The sequence below is a fragment of the Pseudomonadota bacterium genome (assembly GCA_018823285.1).
Classification (GTDB): domain Bacteria; phylum Desulfobacterota; class Desulfobulbia; order Desulfobulbales; family JAGXFP01; genus JAHJIQ01.
Map to the genome: position 1 here is coordinate 93,407 of JAHJIQ010000066.1, position 17,132 is coordinate 110,538.

The 17,132-nt window shown below is 54.5% G+C and carries 14 protein-coding genes; 8 read left to right on the forward strand and 6 right to left on the reverse strand.

What is annotated here, in order from left to right; genetic code table 11:
* Window positions 1-143: 143 nt before the first annotated feature.
* From KKG35_15165 to KKG35_15175, 3 genes are all read left to right on the forward strand, one after another.
* A complete protein-coding gene (locus tag KKG35_15165; GenBank protein MBU1739467.1) occupies window positions 144-2,885 on the forward strand; it encodes a PAS domain S-box protein in 2,742 nt (913 codons plus the stop codon).
* Window positions 2,886-3,116: 231 nt separating this feature from the next.
* Complete coding sequence (locus KKG35_15170; protein MBU1739468.1) at window positions 3,117-3,875, forward strand: hypothetical protein; 759 nt, start codon at window positions 3,117-3,119, stop codon at window positions 3,873-3,875.
* Between the two features lies 1 nt (window position 3,876).
* Window positions 3,877-4,320, forward strand: coding sequence for a hypothetical protein (locus KKG35_15175; protein ID MBU1739469.1), 444 nt, complete (start codon window positions 3,877-3,879; stop codon window positions 4,318-4,320).
* Here the strand turns inward: KKG35_15175 and KKG35_15180 are convergent.
* The 6 genes from KKG35_15180 to KKG35_15205 all read right to left on the reverse strand — a co-directional run bounded on the left by KKG35_15180 (window position 4,314) and on the right by KKG35_15205 (window position 11,919).
* Complete coding sequence (locus KKG35_15180; GenBank protein MBU1739470.1) at window positions 4,314-5,156, reverse strand: ribonuclease H-like domain-containing protein; 843 nt, start codon at window positions 5,154-5,156, stop codon at window positions 4,314-4,316. The genes KKG35_15175 and KKG35_15180 overlap by 7 nt on opposite strands.
* Window positions 5,157-5,227: 71 nt before the next feature.
* Window positions 5,228-7,219, reverse strand: a complete 1,992-nt coding sequence (gene acs, locus KKG35_15185) for an acetate--CoA ligase (protein MBU1739471.1) — start codon at window positions 7,217-7,219, stop codon at window positions 5,228-5,230.
* A 204-nt stretch (window positions 7,220-7,423) separates the two neighbouring features.
* Window positions 7,424-9,196: a cation acetate symporter gene (locus KKG35_15190; GenBank protein ID MBU1739472.1), complete on the reverse strand. Its 1,773-nt coding sequence runs from the start codon at window positions 9,194-9,196 to the stop codon at window positions 7,424-7,426.
* A gap of 23 nt (window positions 9,197-9,219) precedes the next feature.
* Entirely contained in the window at window positions 9,220-9,471 is a 252-nt protein-coding gene (locus tag KKG35_15195; protein ID MBU1739473.1) for a DUF4212 domain-containing protein, read from the reverse strand.
* A gap of 325 nt (window positions 9,472-9,796) precedes the next feature.
* Entirely contained in the window at window positions 9,797-10,453 is a 657-nt protein-coding gene (locus tag KKG35_15200; protein ID MBU1739474.1) for a response regulator transcription factor, read from the reverse strand.
* Window positions 10,453-11,919 (reverse strand): PAS domain S-box protein, encoded by a 1,467-nt coding sequence (locus tag KKG35_15205; protein ID MBU1739475.1) that lies wholly within the window; start codon window positions 11,917-11,919, stop codon window positions 10,453-10,455. The genes KKG35_15200 and KKG35_15205 overlap by 1 nt, the downstream gene beginning before the upstream one ends.
* 371 nt (window positions 11,920-12,290) lie before the next feature.
* On the opposite strand from KKG35_15205, the gene KKG35_15210 reads away from it, so the two are divergent.
* The 5 genes from KKG35_15210 to KKG35_15230 form a co-directional block, all read left to right on the forward strand.
* A complete protein-coding gene (locus tag KKG35_15210) occupies window positions 12,291-12,698 on the forward strand; it encodes a response regulator (protein MBU1739476.1) in 408 nt (135 codons plus the stop codon).
* Window positions 12,695-13,717, forward strand: a complete 1,023-nt coding sequence (locus tag KKG35_15215; GenBank protein ID MBU1739477.1) for a hypothetical protein — start codon at window positions 12,695-12,697, stop codon at window positions 13,715-13,717. The genes KKG35_15210 and KKG35_15215 overlap by 4 nt, the downstream gene beginning before the upstream one ends.
* Window positions 13,710-13,940, forward strand: coding sequence for a hypothetical protein (locus KKG35_15220; GenBank protein MBU1739478.1), 231 nt, complete (start codon window positions 13,710-13,712; stop codon window positions 13,938-13,940). Before KKG35_15215 ends, KKG35_15220 begins: the two co-directional genes overlap by 8 nt.
* 9 nt (window positions 13,941-13,949) lie before the next feature.
* Entirely contained in the window at window positions 13,950-16,661 is a 2,712-nt protein-coding gene (locus KKG35_15225) for a sensor histidine kinase (GenBank protein MBU1739479.1), read from the forward strand.
* 231 nt (window positions 16,662-16,892) lie between these two features.
* Window positions 16,893-17,132: hypothetical protein (locus KKG35_15230; protein MBU1739480.1), on the forward strand; the 240-nt coding region annotated here is incomplete at its 3' end.

Below are 17,132 nucleotides of genomic sequence, written 5' to 3' on the forward strand. Positions count from 1 at the left end.
CTGTTATTTCAAACCTCCTGTAAGAAGTCGCGGTTCAGCGGTCTGTCGGCATGAATTGTCCGGGTGACCAGCAAATGAAAGTGGTATGAAATGATATCCGTCCGGTTTTAAGGACGGAGAACCGGATACATCGGCAGGGGGAAATGTTTAATCTCAAGTTTATCAGAGGGCTTGTTGTTCTTGCGGTGATCGCGGTTCTGATCCTGCCCGCCTACGCCTATTTCCTTCTGGCGCCTTCACTGAAAAATTTCGTTGTCCACAATACCGAAGATGAGGCGGTCAGGGTTGCCACCCATCTGGCAGAGATGTTTGTCACTTCCGAGCTGATTGCCAGGGAGAATCTGCCGCAGAATATTGATCAGATCATCAACAACGCCAAACAGGATTTCGGGATCCGTAAAGTCAAGATTTTCTCACCTCTTGGTGAGATCCTCTATTCAACGAGCCCGGAAGATGTCGGCCAGATCAATCGCAAGAATTATTTCCATGAGATTGTTGCCACCGGCAACAAATTCACCAAACTGGTCAAAAAGGATACCGCATCCGAAGAGGGGCAATATTTCCTGACCGATGTGGTTGAAACATATGTTCCGATCATGCGGAGCAATGCTTTTGCCGGGGCTTTTGAGATTTACTTTGATGTTACCGAACATGTCTCCCAGCTGGACAAGCTCCTTGGGAATTTCAACATCACCCTGCTGCCGATTGCCGCCTGCCTGATAGCGGCGATGCTTTTCACGCTGCTCCGTTTCCGGGAGAGTTTTATCGAACGGCTGCGCACCGAGAGGAAGCTCAAGGAGAACGAGGAAAGGTACCGCTCTCTTTTTGAGCAGTCAAATGACGCAATCCTGGTCAGCAATGATAACGGGCGGATTGTGGAGGTCAATAAGCGGGCCTGCAAAATGCTGGGGTTGGAAAAAGACAATCTGTCGGGAATGAATGTTCAGGATCTCATCAATGACCGCGACCGTGATCAATGGAGCGTGGTCCTGCAGAGGACCCTGGCCGGAGAGAACCCCAAGATGGAAACAAGGGTGAAAACCGCAGATGACAGAACCCTTGATCTGACCATCCGGGCCAGTGGGATCAGCAGGAAGAGGGGGTTGGTGCAGATTATTCTCCGGGATGTTACCGAATACCGGCAGGCCGAAAAAGAAGTCAAGCGCGGTTTTCAGACCCAGACGGTTTTGAACAAGCTTCTCCATCTCTCCCTTGAAGACCTTTCGCTTACCGAAACACTTGAACTGTTCATTTACTACATCACCTCTTTTCCCTGGCTCGAACTTGAGCCCAAGGGAGCAATATTTCTGGTCGACGAAAAACCCGGCACCTTGAAGCTTCATGCCAGCAGGGGGCTGAACGAGGCGCTGCTCAATATTTGTGACACCGTTCCATTCGGCAGGTGCCTGTGCGGCAAATGCGCCCTGTCCGGCGAGGTTGTTTTTTCAAACTGTATAGACGCCCATCATGACAACAAGTATGAAGGGATTCAGCCCCATGGACATTACTGTGTGCCGATCCTCTCCGCGAACAAGCGGTTGATAGGTGTTTTTACCCTGTACATCAAACATCTGGCAGTTCGTGACAAGCTGGCGGAAGAGACCCTGCAGGCTGCGGCCAGTGTGATTGCCGGTGTAATACAGAGGAAAAGGGCGGAGGAGGAACTGCAGAAGGCCAAGGACAAGCTGGAGATCAGGGTCCAGGAACGTACTGTTGAACTGGAAGAGACCAACGAACAGCTGGAGACGGAAATTCAGGAGCATCGGGAATCGGAAAAAGCGCTGGCCATTGCCAACAACGAAAAGGATGAGCTGATCATCAACCTTTTCGAGATCATGTATGAAATGCTGGCCAACCGCGATCATTCTACCTTCGAACATGCGCTTCGCGTTTCCGAGATTTCACGGCGGATCGGCCTTGAGCTAGAACTTTCGGCAGAGGATATGGAGGTGTTGAAGCTCGGGTGTCTGGTCCATGATATCGGCAAGGTCGCTATTCCCGATGATGTGCTGCTGAAACCAGGTCTTTTCGACAGAATGGACCGGAATATCATGCAGGTCCATACTCTTGTCGGTGCAAGTCTCTTCGCCAAGCATCATCACGATTACCGGATCAGGCGGATCATCCTGCATCATCACGAACGGCTCGACGGGAGCGGATACCCCTATGGGCTCAAGGGGGATGAAATCGGTCTCCTGGAGCGAATTGTCGCGGTTGCCGATGTCTATGAAGCGCTGGTCTCCCGTCGCCCCTACAAGAGACCGATTTCCAGACAGCGGGCGATCGACATTCTCTGGTATGAATCCAGAGAAGGGCGGCTTGATCCCGATATTGTCCGGATTGCGGAGATGGTCACCGAAACCTGGAGCCCCCTCGACATTTCCTGTGAATTCAGGGCCGATTACAGTCAGGACCTTGAGGTCTTCCGGCAGATGTCATATTTCCGCGAGCCCCTGAGCGACTTCTACAATTACCGTTATCTGCTCTATCTTGATGATGCGCGATTGCTGGCCAGGGACGACAAGCCCTACCATCTCATTCTGGCTAACTTCCCGGAGATCAAGAAGTTCAATAAAACCATGGGGTTTGTCAAGGCCGACCAGGTCCTTGATGAGATCGGCCAGAAACTGCACCAGACCTCCGAAGAGTTCGATGCCAGAAACGGCAATCGGGACAACACGGTGATGCTGCTCCGCAAGGGGTCTGATTTCCTGATCTACAGTGAATGTTCCGATGAAGAGGTTGAAGATCTGCTGGAAGATATCAGTTTCCACCTGGAGAACGCCAAGCAGGACTGGGGGCTTGACTCCAAATACCATCATTATAAATTCGACAATGGCTATCCAGCCGACAAGGCCCTGAACCGCATATTCTCCGTGCATTAGGTTTTTTTCTTTCCCGTTCTGTTTCGTTTCCCTCCCCCTCCTTCTACCGGGGCAGAATAAAATTCTTGACGCCCGGATTCAAGACCGGCAAATTTCTTCACTCTTCACTCTTCACTCTTCACTCTTCACTCTTCACTCTTCACTCTTCACTTTCCACTCTCCACCTTTCTTCAAACTTTTTCTGGTGGGGTTCCGGTAAATGTTATTATGATGGATGTGAAAGGAGTTCCTATGGGGCATAAGCATAACCAGCACCGGAAGGTGAAAAGAAAAATCAGGGGTGGAAAACCTCAGCCTCATGAAATGGCTGAAAATGCAGGTGGAGAAGCCCGGAAGCATCTTGAACTGGTCCTGAAATGTGGCTCTGAAGGCAGTCGAGGGGCACTGCTCAAGGCCATCGGCGAGATAAAAATTCCCGGCATTGACGTGAGGGTGATTTCCTCCGGGGTCGGTGGTGTTACCAAGTCCGATCTGCTTATGGCAGGGACGGGAAGCAAGCTCATTATTGGATTTGAGATTGAGGTCAATAAGGCTGTGGAGATGGAGGTTCACAACAGCGATGTTGAGGTAAGGCTTTACGATGTGATCTATAAGCTTGTTGACGATCTGAAGGCAATCGGGGCAAGCCTTGTGAGTAAAATGGAGAACGAGAGGATTCTGGGAAAGGCGAAGGTGGTGGCCCTTTTCAAGAGTTGTCGCAAGGGGATCATTCTTGGTTGTGAAGTGCTGGAGGGGAGACTTGCTCTTGGTGACCGATTCACGGTCATCGGGGCGATGGGCCAGCTCTATAACGGCAGGATACACTCATTGCACATTGAGCGAGATGCGGTGGAATCAGCAGGTGCGGGCAGAAAGGTTGGTTTGAAGATCGAGGATTTCAACAGGGTTGCGATTGGTGATTATGTAGAATGCACAAAACATGTGTCGGTGCATCATGTTGCATGGTCTCCGGTTCCCGGAGTAATCCGGATGCAGGGGAATCTGGTGTGATGTGTATTCTGCGGAAAAGGGCGGGCTGATGGGAGTGAATTCTTTGTCTGCCGGATCAGGATTTCTGCAGCCCGCCAGGTATGTGCCGGCGCTTTCCATGATACTGCTTGTGCTGATGGTTGTCGGCGCAGGAGCCATGGATAAACCTGCCGGAAGTGCAGGGCAAGCTTCCCTGCGGCGTTTTGCGGTGTCTTCCTGTCTCGCGGAGGCATACAAGGGAAGGGATGTCGCAGTCGATGCGCTGGCCGCAGCGGGAGGATATTTTGAAACAGGCACGATGAGTGGTGAGCGCTACGTTTCAGTCCAGGAGTATGCAGAGAAATGGGTGCGGGAAAAAAAGTATCAGAGCAAGCATGGCGCCAACCTGTCGATTATGATATGCCTCGATCTTTACGATGACCCGGGTTTGTTGGGGATTATCAAAGAAGAGGTCCCTGGTCAGTAACGCAGGAAGGATGTTTGGCGATCAAGCAGTTTCCTTAAAAGTTCCAGGTCGGGCTCCGGACCGGAAATGACCGGCACGGGGACGGGGATCTTCAGGGTTGCATAGAAGGGCGTGGCCTGCAGGTGTCGGTTGAAGGCTTCCACCATCAGGGTTTCAAGATTGGCGCTGTCTCTGATGTTGTATGCAATCAGGGTCTCCAGAGCTTTCCGGTTGCCGGTTTCCCGATAGGTGTTCCAGAGGATCACCGCAGTATATCCGTCAACGCCGTCAAGATCGCCCCGGTCAAGGCCGAGCATCTGTTCACACTTCTTCAATCCCCCCTTGAAACCGAGACTGTTCAGAATGTATCGCAGGTCAATATGTGCCTGGGGCAGGACCATGTCGAAGTATTGTTCAATCACCGGCACGTCAAAGGTTTTGCCGTTGTAGGTCACCAGAACGTCATACTCCATGATGTCGGCGGGGAAGTCGTCGAGATTCTCCCCCTGAACATAAACTCTGGTTTTGCTGCCGTCGTAAACGGCGATGGTGGTTATATAGGAGGAGGTGCCCAAGCCGCTGGTCTCGATATCAAGATACGCGGTCACCGGACGGAAATGGGGGAAGATCCGCCAAAGTTCTCTTGCCGGCAGGGTTTTACTGAAAAATGATGGCTTTGCCGATAGTCTGCGACGGGATTCCGCCAGCCCGTCCTTATAATATTCCCATCGTGCCGGGGAGATGAACGGTGGTCTCGACTCAATGAGTTCGTCCCAGGTATGGAAACCGCTATGCCAGAGTTCCTGTTCCGAGCGGTTTCCTATTCCCTGAAGGTGAATGAAGGTTCTGGTCAGCATGCGAAAAAAGTGAAGGGGAGCCGGAAAGCCCGGCTCCCCCTCGTGGAGTCCTTGTTACAGTTGATAAAAGGTTATTTGACGAATTCCTTGCTGCCTGTCACCAGGTTATCGACCACCGATGGATCGGCAAGGGTTGAAGTGTCGCCGAAATCGTGCGCTTCAGTCTGCCCGGCAGCGATTTTGCGGAGAATCCGGCGCATGATCTTGCCGCTTCTGGTCTTCGGCAGCCCCTCGGCGAACTGGATGAATTCCGGGGTGGCAATGGGCCCGATTTCGGACCGGACATGCTTGACCAGGGCGGCCCGGAGTTCGGCCGACCCTTTCACTCCGGTCATCGGGGTGACAAAGGCATAGATCGTCTGCCCCTTGATCGCGTGCGGGGCGCCGACCACGGACGCCTCGGCGACATCGGGATGAGCGACCAGCGCCGACTCGATCTCGGCGGTTCCCAGGCGATGGCCGGATACGTTGATCACGTCATCGAGCCTGCCCATGATCCAGAAGTAGCCGTCTTCGTCGCAACGGGCGCCGTCTTCCGGATCGTAAATGCCGGGGAATTTCTCGAAGTAGGTTTTTTTGAACCGCTCCGGGCTCTTGTAAACCCCTCGCAGCATTCCCGGCCAGGGCTTCCTGATCGTCAGCCGGCCGCCCTCATTTACTGCGGCGGGCTCGCCCGCATCATTGACCACCAGCACATCGATGCCGGGGAGCGGTCGGGTGGCGGAACCGGGTTTGAGCGGGGTGGCATAGGGCAGGGCGGAGATGAGAATGCCGCCGGTTTCGGTCTGCCACCAGGTATCGACGATCGGCAGTTTGTTATTACCGATGTTCTCGTGATACCACATCCACGCCTCAGGATTGATCGGCTCGCCGACCGAGCCAAGAATTCTGAGCGATGACAGGTCATGCCGTTGGGTGGGTTCTACGCCGTCTCTCATCAGCGCCCGGATAACCGTGGGCGCGGTATAGAATATATTGACCTTGAACTTCTCGCAGATCTGCCAGAACCGGGCTGAATTGGGGTATGACGGCACCCCTTCAAACATCAGCGAGGTCGCGCCGAGCGCCAGCGGGCCATACAGAATATAAGTGTGGCCGGTGATCCAGCCGATATCGGCGGTACACCAGTAGACATCGTCATCCTTCATGTCGAAGACCGTCTGGCAGGTATGGGCGGCATAGGTAATGTACCCGCCGGTGGTGTGGACAACACCTTTCGGTTTTCCGGTGGAACCGCTGGTGTAGAGGATAAAGCTTAGGTCCTCGGAATCCATGCTTTCCGGCGCGCATTTGTCAGTGATGCCTTCGGCGTTGACTGCATCGTGCCACCAGAGGTCACGACCTTCTTTCATCGGCACCTCGTTGCCGCCGCGTTTGACCACGATACATTTCTCCACACTGGGGGCCTCGGCGAGAGCGGTATCGGCGTTTGGTTTCAGGGGGATGGTCTTCCCGGCCCTGATCACCGCATCGGCGGTTACCAGAACTTTGGCTTCGCAGTCCTGAATCCGGCTCATCAGCGCCTGCGCGGAAAAACCGGCAAAGACCACGCTGTGGGCGGCGCCGATCCGGGTGCAGGCCAAGAGGGTGATGGCGAGCTCGGGGATCATCGGCAGGTAGACGGAGACCCGGTCGCCTTTCTTGACCCCCATTTTCTTCAGCATGTTGGCGGCGCGGCAGACTTCGGTGTGGAGCATCTGGTAGGTATAGACCTTCACATCTTCATCCGGCTCGCCCTGCCAGATAATCGCGGCCTTGTTGCGACGGCCGTCGGTCAGGTGGCGGTCGAGACAGTTCGCGGAAATGTTCAGCTTGCCGTTTACGAACCAGTTGATCTCCGGCTTGAACAGGTCGGCATCGAGAACCTTGTCCCATTTTTTATCCCAGGTGATGAGTTCTGTAGCGCGGTCGCCCCAATATCCTTCAGGGTCTTCCATGGAGCGTTTATACTGGGCCTCGTATTCGGCCATGCTTTTTACATATGCTTTGTCTTTGCCCTCGGTGGGTGGCTGAAAGACCCGGTGTTCCGTCGACAGACTGGTGATCTTCTCGTCGTTACTCATGTGTCCTCCTGAAATCTCATAATAGTTACCAAGTTTTATCAAATGTCGGCCTGCACTGATTCCTTCACTGGCCAGAGCGCTGAGCATGGGAAAGAGTCAGTAAAATACAGGTTACTACAAACAGGCACTACAAAGTAAATCAAAAAAACGGCGTGACTGCCGCAAAGCAGTCACGCCAGGTGAATCATTCGACCCGGAGATCGATTAATGGTCGGTTGCAGCGGCAGCGCCTTTCGGGACGCGAATATCTTCAACCATGTGCTGGATGTGTTCCGGCGGCGGTGCGGTGAATTTGGAAACCACGGAGGCAACCGCAAAGTTGACCAGCGCGCCAACGGCGCCGAAGGAGCCGGGAGAAATGCCCAGCCACCAGTTGGCGGCGTTGTCCGGAGCCATGGCGGTGCCTTTGATGAACAGCCAGCCCTTGAACCAGAAGATGTAGATCAGGGTGCTGCCGAGGCCAGCCAGCATGCCGCAGATGGCGCCGGTGCTGTTCATCCGTTTGTAGAAGATGCCCATCATGATTGCCGGGAAGATCGATGAAGCGGCGAGTCCGAAAGCGAGGGCGACAACCTGGGCGGCAAAGCCCGGAGGATTGATGCCGAGGATCCCGGCAACGATGATCGCGCCGGCCATGGCGATCCTGCTGGCCAGGAGTTCCTGCTTCTCATCGATATTCGGCATGAAGATGCCTTTCAAGAGATCATGGGAAATGGACGAGGCGATCGCCAGCAAAAGACCCGCAGCGGTGGAGAGGGCGGCGGCGATCCCACCGGCGGCGACCAGGGCGATAACCCAGTTGGGGAGCCCGGCGATTTCCGGATTGGCAAGAACCATGATGTCGTTGTCGACCTTGACCATCTCGTTGCCTTTCCAGCCGAATCCTGCAGCTTTTTCGTCAAGTCCCGCGCCATAGTACTGGATTCTGCCGTCACCGTTCTTGTCCTCGTGTTTCAAGAGGCCGGTGGCCTCCCACTTGGTGAACCAGGTCGGGGCTTCGGAGATCTTCATGTTCCCGTCGGCTGCACCGACTTCACCGGTCTGAATGGTCTGCATCAGGTTCAGACGGGCCATGGCGCCGACTGCCGGCGCGGTGGTGTAGAGAATCGCGATGAAGACCAGGGCCCAGCCTGCGGATGAACGGGCGTCGCGGACTTTCGGCACGGTGAAGAAACGGGTGATGACGTGGGGCAGTCCTGCGGTACCGATCATCAGGGACATGGTCAGCAGGAAAATGTCGAGCGTCGAGCCCTTTTGCGTCGTATAGGCGGCAAACCCGAGGTCCTTACAGATCAGGTCAAGCTTGTCCAGCAGGTACATGCCGCTGCCGTCGCTCATGGTGCTGCCGAGTCCGAGCTGTGGAATCGGGTTGCCGGTCAGCTGCAGGGAGATGAAGATTGCCGGTACGGTGTAGGCGAAGATCAGAACACAGTACTGGGCGATCTGGGTGTAGGTGATGCCCTTCATCCCGCCGAAAACCGCGTACACGAAAACGATGGCCATGCCGACGATAACACCCATGGTGAAGTCGACTTCCAGGAAGCGGGAGAAGGCGACGCCGATTCCCTTCATCTGGCCGATAACGTAAGTGATCGAGGCGACGATCAGGCAGAGGATGGCCACCATCCTGGCGGTGTTTGAGTAAAAGCGGTCGCCGATGAACTCAGGTACGGTGAATTTTCCGTATTTTCTGAGATACGGGGCGAGAAGCATGGCGAGCAGCACGTAGCCGCCGGTCCAGCCCATCAGGTAAACAGAGGCATCATAGCCCTTGAAAGCGATCAGCCCTGCCATGGAGATGAAAGAGGCGGCGCTCATCCAGTCGGCGCCGGTTGCCATGCCGTTCAAAACGGGATGAACGCCCTTGCCGGCCACGTAAAATTCAGAGGTGCTGCTCGCCTTGGCTTTAATGGCGATCCAGATGTAGAGGGCGAAAGTGGCGCCGACTACCAGAAAAGTGAGTGTTTTAAGATCCATTTTAATATTCCCCTTTCAGTGATTTAGTCTTCGTGAACGTCGAATTCTTTGTCGAGTTTGTTCATGTTTTTGGCGTAGATGAAGATCAGGGCGACAAAGATATAAATGGACCCCTGCTGGGCAAACCAGAAGCCCAGTTTGTAACCACCCAACTTGATCCCGTTCAGGGCGTCGACCATAAAAATGCCGGCCCCGAATGAAACCGCAAACCAGATAACCAGACTGATAATGACCAGTCGCAGGTTTCTTTTCCAGTACTCTGCAGCGCTTTTCATCAATTTTTCCTCCTCAAGACTTTAACTTTGGAAATCCAAAATATACATTCAGGCGAGCAAACCTGGTGCGGCTTTGATATTTCGTACGCCGCGCCACGAGCTAACCCGCCGTTTCACGCACCCAAACTACCACAATGTATTACATTGCAGTATCGGGGTTCCCCTGATTTTATCCGGGAGAAACCCTTATTTGTGGGAACGCCCTCCTTTGGGCAAAGGAGCAAGGCGACCGTGATCTTTACAGTTTTTGTGAATTAAACCTATCGGGGAAAACCTGATATTGAACCGCTGAACCCCTGAATTGTATCGCGAGGTGGCGCCGTTATTACAGGTTTAGAGAGGTGAGGCCTTCTCTGACTGCATATTTGGTCAGATCGGCAACGCTGTGCAGGTCGAGTTTTTTCATGATTTTCCGCCGGTGGGACTCCGCCGTTTTGATGCTGATATAAAGGTGGTCAGCGATATTCTTGGTCGACCATCCTTCGGCAATAAGTTGCAGGACTTCCCGCTCCCGGGTGCTCAGCGCCAGGGCGGTGTCGGCCGGTTTGCTCTGGAAGCGGTCCATGTAATCATCCAGCAGCACTCCGGCAATTTCCGGGCTCAGATAGCGCTTGTTCCCGGCGACCGTCCTGACCGCCTGCTCGAGTTCTTCTGCGGCGCAGTCCTTCAGGAGATACCCGACCGCCCCTGCCTGGTACATCTCGACCAGAAAACGTTTGTCGGAGTGCATCGACAGGGCGATGATCTTGGTCTCGGGGAGATCGGCCATGATCTGGCGGGTTGCCTCGATGCCGTTCAGCTTCGGCATGGAGATATCCATAATCACCAGGTCCGGCCGGAATTGGCTGGCCAGTTTCACCGCCTGACGTCCGTCCTCGGCTTCGGCAACTACCGAGACTTTTGCACTCTTTTCCAGGATCGACCTGAGTCCGGCCCGCATAATTTTATGATCATCCGCCAGTAACACCGTAATTGTGGACATTATTCGAAAACCTCTACTGTGTTTTTTCCGGAGGGAAGGGGGACTTCCAGGGTAACGGTTGTGCCCTTGCCAAGTTTGGAATCCACCTGCATCTTACCACCCAGATGAGATAACCGCTCCCTGATACTGAACAGCCCGTAAGCATGGCCGGTCACCCGCTTTTCAACGGCGGCTATATCGAAACCGATACCGTTGTCTTTTACCCTTACCTGAAAACAGCCTCGTTTCGGGCTGGTGCTTACCTTTACCAGCCGGGCCTCGGCATGCTTATAAACATTGAACAGGATCTCCCGCACCGACCTGAAGAGCACCCCGTTGATGTCGTCGTTTAAGTTGGTTCCGCATTCTGCCCGAACCTGGCAGCTGATCCCGGTCTTTTTCCGGAAACCCTCGGCCAGCCATTCCAGGGCCGCTTCCAGCCCCAACTCGTAAAGGATCGGCGGGCTGAGTTCCAGGGTCAGGGAGCGAGTATCACGGATGGCCTGGTCGAGAAAGCTGCGGGTTTCGTCAAACTCCTGCCGGATTTCTTCGTCGGCCAGATGACCGCGCAGGTTGTGCAGTTTCATCTTGACCAGGGACAAGGTCTGGCCGATCTGGTCGTGGAGTTCTGCAGCGAGGATGCGTCGCTCGCGATCCTCGGCAAGTGAGAGTTCCGAAGCGAGTGCTTTGAGCTGCTGTTGATAGAGAAGCAGTTTCTCCTCGGCCAGTTTGCGCTCGGTGATATCATCGTAGACATTCACGATCTCACCGGAGGGGAGTTTGTAGATATAATGCTCTTTCCACATGCCGAGGCGATCATCCCGGTAGATGGTCACCGGGTAGTGCTCGGGAATTCCGCTCTTCCAGACCCTTTTATAGATTGACTGGAGGCCGGGGGTGACCGTTGAGGGCAGGGCCTCGATGATGTTACGGCCGATCAGGTCGTTGCGTTTTTTTCCCTCGATTCTTTCGGCGGCCCGGTTGAAATTGACCACCAGGAAAACCTCGCCGTTTTCCGATGGTTTCAGGACCATCACCCCGTTACTCATGTTGTCGAACAACTCACGAAAACGCGCTTCGCTGCTGGCCAGCGCTTCCCTGGTTTTCTTGAGGGCGTCCAGGTCACGGATCACCAGGAGCAGATGCGGTGTCGACTGGTGTTGCATCTGCATGGCCGATAATTTACCAAGCAGCGGCTGTCCGAACTTGTCCTGAAAGGCTACTTCCAGATCCATCACGGAGCGTTTTTTGGCCAGTTCGTGCAGTATCCGGTCGCAGATATCATGCTTGTACCAGATCGGCAAATCCGGCATGCGTCTGCCGACCAGCTCCTTGCAATCAAAACCGGTGAACCGGGAAAAACTCTCGTTGCAGTCCACAACCTCGGCAGTCTCCAGTCTGCAGAGACACACGGCGTCTTCGCTGGTCTGAAAAGCCGTATAAAAACGCTGGCGGCCCGCCTGTAATGTTTCCTGTTCCACCCCCAAGGTTCGGACTCCTTATCTATTGTGTCGCTCAGTTGCTGCATGGTATATCGCAACCGGCCTGGCGGGGACAGAAGCGATGCTGTTTTCTAGATACCACAACTTTCCGAGTTTGGCCAATCTCCCGATAAAGCTTAAGTTGAGCAGCTGGCCTGCTCGCAAGAAACTTAATACCCGAAGGGTGAAAAAATCAGTCATTCCGGCTTCCGGCTGCCGGCTTCTGAATTCTCATCATGAACTGTCCGGGGGTGCTGCCGGATCAGGTTGCGGTGGGGCGAAACGGGGTGTGGATTGCTTGCGCTCGCCACTTCGATCGGGTACCATTGCTGACACATCTTAATCTGGTAAATACTGTTGATGACGGGAGAAAAGTGATGGTGCCAAAGGTTCTGCTGGTCGATGATGAGCCTAATATCCTCTTGTCGCTGGAATTTCTGATGCAGAAGGAGGGATACGAGGTGCTGGTCGCCGAAAACGGCGATGAGGCTCTTGCCGTTGCCCGTCGGAGTATGCCTGATCTGATTATTCTTGATGTCATGCTGCCGAGTCCCAATGGGTATGAGGTGTGCCAGTCCCTGCGTGCCGATCCGCAATTGAACGGGATCCATATCCTGATGTTGACCGCGAAAAGTAATCCCGCAGAGCGGGAAAAGGGGTTGGCCATGGGAGCTGATGATTATGTCAGCAAGCCCTTTTCCAACCGTGAACTGGTAGACAAGGTGCGGCTGATTCTGGGCTCGAATCGTGCCGTTTCCCGGGACGATGAAGTAAACGGGCCATGACCGCAATATTCCCTTTAACATCTCTTTCAGGCTTGCTCTGCGAGTTATTTGAGCAGGTTCGGGAGGGGGTGCTGCTCTGTGATGCGGCAGGTGGAGTGATTTCCGCCAACCGATCTGCGGGCCGGCAGCTGGGCAGGGGCTCATTTGCGGCGACCGGGCTTGGCGACCTCTTTGCCGAACCCTGCCTTTCCCGGGCTCGCGCCTGCGTTGAGGAGTCTTCCGACAGGACAATAGATTTTCTGTGTCCGGACCGGGACGGGACGCATCTTTTCGATTGTCGTCTCTACCGGTATGGGAGGTCGGATGTTGATTCCCCTTTTTACCTTCTCTCCTTCAGTGAAGCATTGCATTCGGAAAGTCATGAAGCCCCCGAAGGCGGGCGGTGTGATTCCATCGGCAGATTGCGCCAGCCATTGGCGAATTTGAAGGCGGCGGCGGAAAACCTGCTGACCTACCCGGATATGTCTACGGTCATGCGGAGTGCTTTTGAAAATATCATCGCTCAGGAGAGCGACAGTCTGACCCGGACCGTTGATGGTCTTGCAGGTCTGTGCACGGAGAGCCTGACCGGTAATTTTATTCCCGTGCCCTGCAACGCGATGGTTCTCGTCGGCAGGGTGTTGTCTCTGGCTGGTTCTCCACTGAAATTGGCCCCGATGAGCCCCGTTGATTTGCAGGAGGTGCTGGTCGATGGTCGATGGATGCAGCAATTGCTGCTCTCGCTCTTCGAGTTTCTGCGGGAAAACAACATAGATCTCTCAGCGCTCCGTTTTCATCCTGAAGCAACGGGACGTTTTATCTACCTGGATATGCTCTGGGAAGGTTCGCCATTAAAGGCAGCCGCCATCGAGGAATGGCGGCGCCTGCCCTTGAGCCGAGTGGCAGGTTCCCCAAGTGGCGCTGATGTCCTGCGAGGGCATGGCAGTGATTTGTGGAGCCAGAAATCCGAGAAGGCGGGGTTTGCACTGATTCGCCTTCCCCTGCCGCTGGCTTCTGCGGAGAGGAATACCAATGGCTGAGCAGAAAAAAATCAACGAACGGCTGATTGCCCTGGTCTGCCTTGGAATTGTCGCGTTCAACTACCCGCTGCTGGGTCTGTTCAGCAAAAAATGGTTCTTTTCCGGTGTGCCTTTACTGTACCTCTATATCTTTTCTCTCTGGTTCCTGTTCATCATTGTCCTGGCCCTGATTATCCGGAAACGACCTTCGCCGGCTTCAACGTCGGGAAAAAGGGTTTTGTAGGGGGATGCCATGCTGCCGGAATGGCTGATTCTCCTGATTTCGCTGGTCTACCTGGGCGGCCTGTTTGCCATTGCTTCTTACGGAGATAACCGGGCCGATCTCGGGCGTTCCATTATCAGCAACCCTTATGTTTATACCCTCTCGATTGCCGTCTATTGCACGGCCTGGACCTATTACGGAAGCGTGGGCCGGGCTGCGGCTACCGGCATCGGCTTTTTGCCTATCTATTTAGGCCCTACCCTGATGGCGGCGCTGTGGTGGTTTGTGCTGCGAAAGATCATCCGCATTGCCAAGGTCCATCGAATTACTTCCATCGCCGACTTCATCGCCTCCCGATACGGCAAAAGCGCTCTGGCCGGTGGCCTGGTAACGGTGATTGCCATGGTCGGCACCGTTCCCTACATCTCATTACAACTGAAGGCCATTTCCCGGACCTTTACGTTCATGCATGTTTACCCTGAGCTTGAACTGCTCCAACAGCACTCACAATCCTTCTGGTACGATACCGCTTTTGCGGTGGCCATCATTCTGGCGGTCTTTTCGATATTTTTCGGAACCCGGCATGTCGATGCCACTGAAAGGCACGAGGGGATGGTGGCCGCCATTGCCTTCGAGTCGGTGGTCAAGCTCCTGGCCTTCAGCATTGCCGGAATCTATGTGACCTTCTTCCTGTTCAGCGGCCCTTTTGATCTGTTTGAGCGGATGGCCGGGGTCCCTGAACTGGGAAATCTGATGACCTTTGACGTTCTTCCCGGAGGCTATGTAAACTGGTTTACCCTCACCCTGCTGTCGATGTCCGCGATCATGTTTCTGCCCAGGCAGTTCCAGGTGCTGGTGGTGGAAAATGTCAACGAGGAGCATGTCAGAAAGGCGGCCTGGCTTTTCCCGCTGTATCTGTTTGCCATCAATCTTTTTGTCTTACCCATAGCGATGGCCGGGATCTTGCGGTTCGGCACAACCGGAGTTGACCCGGACATCTTTGTCCTTATGCTGCCGATGGCCGCCCAGCAGAAATTCATCAGCATCCTGGTTTATCTCGGCGGTCTCTCGGCCGCTACCAGTATGGTGATTGTTGCGACCATCGCTTTATCCACCATGATCTGTAACCAGCTGGTGATGGCGACTCTGTTGCGTATTCCATTGCTCAGGCAGAGAGATCTTGGCGGAATGGTGCTCGCGATTCGACGGGGCTGTATTATTGTGCTGCTGCTCTTCGGGTACATCTATTACAGGATTATCGGCGATTCGGTTGGGCTGGTTTCCATCGGCCTGGTTTCTTTCGCCGCCGTTGCCCAGCTTGCGCCACCGCTGCTGTTCGGCATATTCTGGAAGGGTGCGAGCTGCCGGGGGGCGATTTACGGGCTGGCGGCCGGTTTTCTGGTCTGGGCCTACACTTTGTTCATCCCCACCTTTGCCGGTTCGAATGCTGCGGTCGCCTCTTTCCTCACCCATGGCCCTTTCGGGATCGACCTCCTTCGCCCCTATCAGCTCCTTGGTCTTGATATGTTCGACCCGATAACGCATTCGGTGTTCTGGAGTATGCTCGCAAATTTAAGCCTCCTGGTGGGCCTGTCGCTTCTCGACAGTCAGTCGACCATGGAACGGATTCAGGCATCCCTGTTTGTTGACGTTTACCGCCACAGCGGAGGGCCCCATATCTGGCACGGCAAGGCCATGATCACGGAACTGAAGAAACTGCTGGCCCGCTTTATCGGCGACCCTAAAGCCGACCGGGCCTTGCTGGATTACGGTCGCAGCCGCGATATCGAGCTTGCGGCAGGGATGCAGGCCGACACCGATCTGGTTGAATATGCCGAGAAGCTCCTGGCCGGCGCCATTGGGGCCGCATCGGCCAGGATCATGGTCTCTTCGGTGGTCAAGGGGGAGGAGATCAGCCAGGAAGGGCTGTTGAGCATTCTCGATGAAACCTCGCAGGTGATTGAATACAGTCATCGTCTGGAACAGAAGTCGCTGGAGCTTGAGGAGGCGACCAATAAGCTGCGGGAAGCAAATTTGCGGTTGAGGGAACTTGACCGGTTGAAGGATGAGTTTGTGTCAACGGTCAGCCACGAGCTCCGCACCCCTCTCACCTCCATTCGCTCCTTTTCAGAGATCCTGCAGGATAATCCGGAGCTCAATCAGTCGGAACGACGAAGGTATCTGGGCATCGTGGTCAAGGAAACCGAGCGGCTGACGAGGTTGATCAATCAGGTCCTGAATCTGGCGAAAATCGAGGCGGGGCAGGCAGACTGGCAGATGCAGGACCTGGATATCGTCGAGCTGGCCGGTGAGGCTCTGGAATCCACCAGCCGACTTTTTTCCGACAAAGGAATCGCTTTAAGTATCGAACTGCCGGACCATCCGGTCCTGATTTTTGCCGATCACGATCGTTTGATGCGCGTTTTTATCAATCTTCTGTCCAATGCGGTCAAATTCTCTCCGGCGGTTGGCGGTCGGGTTGAGGTTGCGCTGAGGCATCAGAACGAAGGTGTGTATTGCGAGATTGGTGATAACGGGTGCGGGGTCCCTCCCGGCGACGAGGAGATCATCTTTGAAAAGTTCCACCGGACCAGTACCTCCAGGGACGGCAACCCGCAGGGTACGGGGCTGGGGTTGTCGATCAGCCGCCACATCATCGAATACCATAACGGCCGGATCTGGGTGGAACCGTCAGCACAGACCGGCGCCCGGTTTATCTTCTTTATCCCTTTCGGGATTTAGCCAGGATATTTGCCCGGCAACGATCAGGTATTCAAGAGGTGTATTGACTTTGATCCGGCGTATTTTTCCCATCAAAAGTCAAAAGCAGACTTGACCCCTCGCTCTCGCCACATCTGACCCCTCGCCAAAGATCAGTCACATCTTAATTTTGTTACGTACAGTCAAGAGGTGTATTGACTTTGATACGGCGTATTTTTCCCATCAAAAGTCAAAAGCAGACTTGACCCCTCGCTGGAACAGAAGTCGCTGGAGCTTGAGGAGGCGACCAATAAGCTGCGGGAAGCAAATTTGCGGTTGAGGGAACTTGACCGGTTGAAGGATGAGTTTGTGTCAACGGTCAGCCACGAGCTCCGCACGCCTCTCACCTCCATCCGCTCCTTTTCAGAGATTCTGCAGGATAATCCGGAGCTCAATCAGTCTGAACGACGAAGGTATCTGGGCATCGTGGTCAAGGAAACCGAGCGGCTGACG

Excerpts from the sequence above, each read along its gene's own strand:
- KKG35_15165 (MBU1739467.1), top strand. The coding sequence starts at position 144 with ATGTTTAATCTCAAGTTTATCAGAGGGCTTGTTGTTCTTGCGGTGATC.
- KKG35_15170 (MBU1739468.1), top strand. The coding sequence starts at position 3,117 with ATGGGGCATAAGCATAACCAGCACCGGAAGGTGAAAAGAAAAATCAGG.
- KKG35_15180 (MBU1739470.1), bottom strand. The coding sequence starts at position 5,156 with ATGCTGACCAGAACCTTCATTCACCTTCAGGGAATAGGAAACCGCTCG.
- acs (MBU1739471.1), bottom strand. The coding sequence starts at position 7,219 with ATGAGTAACGACGAGAAGATCACCAGTCTGTCGACGGAACACCGGGTC.
- KKG35_15190 (MBU1739472.1), bottom strand. The coding sequence starts at position 9,196 with ATGGATCTTAAAACACTCACTTTTCTGGTAGTCGGCGCCACTTTCGCC.
- KKG35_15195 (MBU1739473.1), bottom strand. The coding sequence starts at position 9,471 with ATGAAAAGCGCTGCAGAGTACTGGAAAAGAAACCTGCGACTGGTCATT.
- KKG35_15200 (MBU1739474.1), bottom strand. The coding sequence starts at position 10,453 with ATGTCCACAATTACGGTGTTACTGGCGGATGATCATAAAATTATGCGG.
- KKG35_15210 (MBU1739476.1), top strand. The coding sequence starts at position 12,291 with ATGGTGCCAAAGGTTCTGCTGGTCGATGATGAGCCTAATATCCTCTTG.
- KKG35_15215 (MBU1739477.1), top strand. The coding sequence starts at position 12,695 with ATGACCGCAATATTCCCTTTAACATCTCTTTCAGGCTTGCTCTGCGAG.
- KKG35_15220 (MBU1739478.1), top strand. The coding sequence starts at position 13,710 with ATGGCTGAGCAGAAAAAAATCAACGAACGGCTGATTGCCCTGGTCTGC.
- KKG35_15225 (MBU1739479.1), top strand. The coding sequence starts at position 13,950 with ATGCTGCCGGAATGGCTGATTCTCCTGATTTCGCTGGTCTACCTGGGC.